The organism is Microvirga sp. P4_G7, assembly GCF_056401005.1.
In genome coordinates, this window is record NZ_JBFUKD010000209.1 from 1 (window position 1) to 5,595 (window position 5,595).

Sequence of the window (5,595 nt, forward strand, 5' to 3'; positions counted from 1 at the left end):
TTGTAGATGTTGTTACGCAGAAACGTGCCCTGGCCGATGATGCCGTGCGAGCCGTCGTTGTTCGTGCCCGTGCCGTTGATTTCGCAATCCTGCACGACGACGCCGGAGAGGCCACTCTTGATGTTGACCGCGGCCCAGTTGTTGGTCGTGATCTTGCAGTTCTTCAAGGTGACATTCGCGGCCTGAATGCTCACCGGACCGGTGATGTTCAAGCCTTCGACAACAGTGCCGGCCTTGGTGATGGTAATTCCGCCCGACGCAGTCAAAGTAACGCCTGGGGGGACACCAGTATTAGACGTCGTCGGAAAACCCGACAATTGGGATGAAGAAACAGCCATTGTAAATCGCCTTATCGATAGGTATCAAAAGTTGATAACAATTCAGTCTGGTCTTAAAAATTGAAGCGGAAAATAGTTACACGACTTCGGTCAATGCGTATTTATTGACCCGACTGATTCGGTGAATACGCTACAAGGGCTAAAAACCTCAAGCGCCGGATTTTGATATAGAGTCGCACAGGCCGGGTCTTGCTCAAAATAGACAGTTGTTTGTCTTTTCAGGCCAAGTGACGCTGATGCAATGTTTCATTAAGGCAATTTGATAGCCGTCAAGCTTAAAACTATTCGTATATATAGGCTTTTAGCACTGTATAAACGTAGGGTAAACCAAGTTACTATTGAAACATACAGTCACTTCCCCTCGGATATATACATTTCTAGCCATCCGGAGGCGGTCAGCAACTCTGGGTCGTTGTGGTATTAGCCTCCGGACTCCGCACGATGCTCTTCACGAGCCACGAGCCAGGAGATGCCGAGATAGACGGCGATGAAGACGCCGGACAGGATCAACATCGGCGAGTTCGACGAGACGATCCGGGGGAAGAAGGCGGCGAGGATGAGCTGGCTCATGACGGCCAGAAGCCACATGATTCCGCCCCAGGAACTGGCCATCCACAGGCCGACTGCCGCGATCAGGTCGATGACGGCGAAGTAGATGATCGTGGCTTGATAACCAGTCGATCGGGTTTCGAAGAGGCCCGTCGGCGTCCAGACACCCAGAATGACGGCCCAGGCGCTGAGCCCCTTCATGATCCAGAGAATGGCGAGGATGCGCATGAACCAAGTCAGCACGAAGCTCCAACGCAGCCGGCCGAGGGCGGGCCGCTCCTCCAAGCGATCCGCATTCTCGTTTCTTGCAACATTCGTCGTCTGCCGGTTCAGCAGGGAGCGGGCCATCTATGCAACTCTCAGTTCGTCGGCCGGAGGAAGCGGCGCGAAATAGGCTTCGATCATCGGGAGGGTGACTTCGTCAAGGGCGCTCGGATTCCACGCGGGATGCCCATCCTTGTCGATGAGTACTGCGCGAATGCCTTCGTAGAAGTCGTACCCGTCGAGAATACGCGAGGCGATACGAAACTCGATGCACATGGCCTCGGCAAACGAGAGATCGCCGCCCCTGCGCACCTGTTCGAAGGCGATGCCGAGGCTGGTGGGAGATTTCGTCCGTATCGTGGCAGCGGTGGCCGCGGCGAATTCGGAACCCTCCTTCCCGGCCTTGTCGAGGCGATCGAGGACATTGCCGACACTGTCGGGGATGAAGCACTTTTCGATCACCGGGAGATGGGCTGCCAAGGGTGCCGTTCCGGAATCAAATTGCCCTTGCCGCAGCGCGTCGTCGACAGGCACGCCGGCAATCAGGGCTTCCACGACCGACTCCTTGGTGGCCGGCGCGAGGGAATGCGTGGCAAGGCCGAGCAGGAGGCCGTCCGCGAGGCGCAAGCGCTCTCCGGTCAGAGCAAGGTACAAACCCGCGTTATAGGGAAGCCGGGGAAGCGCGTAAGTTGCACCCACATCGGGAAAGAACCCGATACCGACTTCAGGCATCGCAAACAGATAGCGCTCACCGGCGATCCGGTGCGAGCCGTGGAGGGAAATCCCGACGCCGCCGCCCATGACGATTCCATCGATCAACGAGACGTACGGTTTGCCGTAGGATTTGATCAGGGCGTTGAGCTGATACTCCTCCCGCCAGAAGGCGATGGCTTCCTCCTTGCGCCCTTCCCGCCCCAGATCATGCAGACGCCTGACGTCGCCGCCCGCGCAAAACGCCTTTTCGCCGGCGCCTCTGACGACGACCCGCGTGACAAACGGATTGTCGGCCCACGCATCAAGCGCCTCCCGCATCGAACGGACCATGCCGAGCGTCAGCGCGTTGAGGGCGCTTGGACGATTGAGCGTGATGAGACCGGCGGCGCCTCGGATTTCGCAAAGGACTTCGTCGGGTGCGGACATCACAGGCTCGTCTCTTCGGTTTCGGTTGTCCGAAGGATGGCACGCGCCGTCCCGATCGGGAAAGGGCTCCCGGTTCCCCGACGTCGTTGCGGGATGCGACCTTGCGGACCGAGATCACGCTTCAACCGGTCTTTTTTAGACCTGTTTAAATGTGCTACCTCACGAGACGCCGGCGGGCGTCCCCCGGCGTCGGATCAGGATCATGTCGAAGCTGTCGCCCTTTCCCCGCCCGGTTGCCACCGATGCGCCCTCCGCGGCGCTCTCTCTTACTCATCGCCCGCGCCGCAATCGCAAGGCCGAGTGGTCGCGACGGCTGGTCAGGGAAAACGTCCTCACGGTCGACGATCTGATCTGGCCGATCTTCCTCAACGACGGGCAAGGCGGACGCCAGGCCGTCGCGTCGATGCCTGGCGTCGATCGGTTGAGCATCGACGAGGCCGTTCGCGACGCTGAGCGAGCCGCGACCTTGCGCATTCCGGCGATCGTTCTGTTCCCGAACACGGACCCATCCCTACGCGATCCGGTTGGTTCGGAAGCCGTCAACAGCCGYAACCTCGTCTGCCGGGCAATTCGCGAGATCAAACGCGCCGTTCCCGACATCGGCATCATCACCGACGTCGCTCTCGATCCGTATACGAGCCACGGACATGACGGAGTGATGGACGGCGAGCGCGTCCTCAACGACGAATCCGTCGCCGTTCTCGTTCGGCAGGCGCTGCTTCACGCGGAAGCGGGCGCCGATGTCATCGCGCCCTCCGACATGATGGACGGGCGCGTCGGCGCCATCCGCGAAGCGCTCGATCAGTCGGGCTTTGTCGATGTGCAGATCATGGCGTATGCCGCCAAATACGCATCGGCGTTCTACGGCCCGTTCCGGGACGCCATCGGCACCAACGCCACCCTGATCGGCGACAAGCGCACCTACCAGATGGATCCGGGCAACTCGGACGAGGCCCTGCGTGAAGTCGCCCTCGATCTCGACGAAGGCGCGGACATGGTGATGGTCAAGCCCGGCCTGCCCTATCTCGACGTCGTCCGACGCGTGAAGGACACCTTTTCGGTCCCGACCTTCGCCTACCAAGTGTCGGGCGAGTATGCCATGATCGAGGCTGCCGCCGCGAACGGCTGGCTCGACGGCGAACGGGCGATGATGGAAAGCCTGCTCGCCTTCAAGCGGGCTGGCGCGGACGGCATCCTGACCTATTTCGCGCCTCGGGTCGCCGAGAGGCTCAAAGCACAGGCCTGACACATTCCGCCATCCTTTCTCCGGGTAGAGATCGACCGACCGTGGCGCATCGCTGGGTGTCTTTTGGCTCTCTGCCTGTTGGCGGCCTGCGGCTATACCATCGACGCGGAGCAGGCCCGGATCTGCCGGATCGCCCTGCCCGCTCTCAACCCCGCCGCGCGCATCCACGTCACGAGAACCGAGCCTGGCCCCGTGCCCCGCTCGGTGCGCCTCGATTACACCGTCGAACGTGACGGCCGGCCTCTTCTCGACCGATCCGTCATCTGCCAGTTCGCCGCCGAAGGATTGTCTCCCAACAAGGCGGAATTGACCGGACTTGCAACCGAGGGAGAAGTCCTCTCCGGCGCGAGCCTCCATCTCCTCAAACGCTACTACATCGAAACGCCCGAAGGGATTGCGGCCGACCCGGGCGGCGCACCCGGGGCAAACGTCATCGAACTGCCGGAGCGGCTCGCCTACGCGCTCCAGCAATTGCTGGTCAGCCTGCCGCGCACCGCGATTTACGCCCTGTTGTCGGTCGCCTACGCCCTTGTCTTCGGGATGTCGGGGCGGATCAACCTTGCCTTCGGCGAACTCGCAGCGGTCGGCGGGGCCGCGACGATCGCGGGTGCATCCATCGCCATCATCGGCCTTTCCGTCGCATCCCCCCTTGTCGGTCTCGCGCTCGGGATGGCGGCAGCAATCTTCTCGGCGGCTCTTCACAGCGCGGTCGGCGGATACCTGACGATCGCGTGCGTCAAAAGCAAGAGCACTCAGCCGAGCCTCATCGCGACTGTCGGGCTCTCGTTGTTCCTGATGGAGTATCTGCGCGTGGTGCAGAGTCCGGTCACGGTCTGGTTGCCGCCGATCTGGGGAGAACCGCTGGCGCTGGCGCGGACGGGAGGTTTCCTCGTCAGCCTGACGCCGATTTCCCTCGTCACCACCGGGATCGGCATCGGTGCTGCTTGTGTCCTCCTGTGGCTGATGTGGAACACGCCGTTCGGCCGCGCTTGGCGGGCCTATTCCGACGACGCCTCGACGGCGGCTTTGTTCGGCGTCGACGGCAGACGGCTCCTTCTCATGACGCTGGCGCTCGCCGGAGCCATGGCCGGACTTTCCGGCATGCTCATCGTCGCCCAATACGGCGGCCTGGGCTTTGCGGGCGGGTTCCAATACGGCCTGAAGGCGCTGATCGCCGCCGTCATCGGCGGCATCGGTTCGATCCCCGGGGCGCTCCTCGGGGGCGTCGCCGTCGGCCTGTTTGAAACTTTGTGGTCGGCCTATCTTCCGATCGAGGCGCGCGATGTGGCGCTTTATGCGGCGCTGGTCGTCTTCCTGATCTTCCGGCCGGGCGGATTGCTCGGCTTAAGGGATCCGACACCACGGGCGGTCTAGCTGAAAGTCATCAAGCCGAGTCGTGCATAACATCAAGCAATGAGCGCCTGACGTGGAACTGGGTATCACTTCAGTCGATCACGCTCTAAAAGCACTACAAAACGATAAGCCGGAGGATGCCTTGGCTCACTACGCCATCTCTCTCGAAGACGTGAAAGAAGCCGCTCGGACGATCAAGGGCCAGGTGCTGYGCACGCCGCTCGTACCCGCTCCGCGCCTGTCGCAGCTCACCGGCGCGAAGGTCTTCGTCAAGCACGAGAACATGCAGCCGACCGGCTCGTTCAAGGAACGCGGTGCGGTCAACAAGTTGGAGAGCCTGACGGCCGAGGAGCGCCAGCGCGGCGTCATCGCCATGTCGGCCGGCAATCACGCGCAGGCCGTCGCGTATCATGCCACCCGGCTCGGCATCCCCTCGACCATCGTGATGCCCGAGAACGCTCCCCTCGTGAAGGCGGAGAACACCCGGGCCTACGGCGCGCGGGTCATCCTGTTCGGGGAGACGCTCTACGAATCCGCCGACAAGGCGCGGGCGATCGCGGCCGAGGAGGGTCTCGTTTTCGTCCACCCCTACGACGACCCGAAGATCATGGCCGGCCAGGGCACCTGCGGACTCGAAATTCTCGAGGATCATCCCGATCTCGACCAGATCGTCGTTCCCATCGGCGGCGGCGGCCTGATCTCCGG

The 5,595-nt window shown here is 61.9% G+C and carries 6 protein-coding genes; 3 read left to right on the plus strand and 3 right to left on the minus strand.

What is annotated here, in order from left to right; translation table 11 throughout:
* The 3 genes from AC1DT3_RS10865 to AC1DT3_RS10875 all read right to left on the minus strand — a co-directional run.
* Positions 1-338: hypothetical protein (locus AC1DT3_RS10865; protein ID WP_477465271.1), on the minus strand; the 338-nt coding region annotated here is incomplete at its 3' end.
* Positions 339-758: 420 nt separating this feature from the next.
* Entirely contained in the window at positions 759-1,235 is a 477-nt protein-coding gene (locus tag AC1DT3_RS10870; protein WP_477465272.1) for a DUF6163 family protein, read from the minus strand.
* Positions 1,236-2,291 carry an enoyl-CoA hydratase/isomerase family protein gene (locus AC1DT3_RS10875; protein WP_477465273.1) on the minus strand — a complete coding sequence of 352 codons (1,056 nt, stop codon included), beginning with the start codon at positions 2,289-2,291 and terminating at the stop codon, positions 1,236-1,238.
* A 202-nt stretch (positions 2,292-2,493) separates the two neighbouring features.
* On the opposite strand from AC1DT3_RS10875, the gene hemB reads away from it, so the two are divergent.
* The 3 genes from hemB to AC1DT3_RS10890 form a co-directional block, all read left to right on the plus strand.
* A complete protein-coding gene (gene hemB, locus AC1DT3_RS10880; RefSeq protein ID WP_477465274.1) occupies positions 2,494-3,537 on the plus strand; it encodes a porphobilinogen synthase in 1,044 nt (347 codons plus the stop codon).
* A gap of 63 nt (positions 3,538-3,600) precedes the next feature.
* Positions 3,601-4,911 (plus strand): branched-chain amino acid ABC transporter permease, encoded by a 1,311-nt coding sequence (locus AC1DT3_RS10885; protein WP_477465275.1) that lies wholly within the window; start codon positions 3,601-3,603, stop codon positions 4,909-4,911.
* Positions 4,912-5,032: 121 nt separating this feature from the next.
* On the plus strand, positions 5,033-5,595 hold a 563-nt coding region (locus AC1DT3_RS10890; RefSeq protein ID WP_477465276.1), incomplete at its 3' end, for a threonine ammonia-lyase.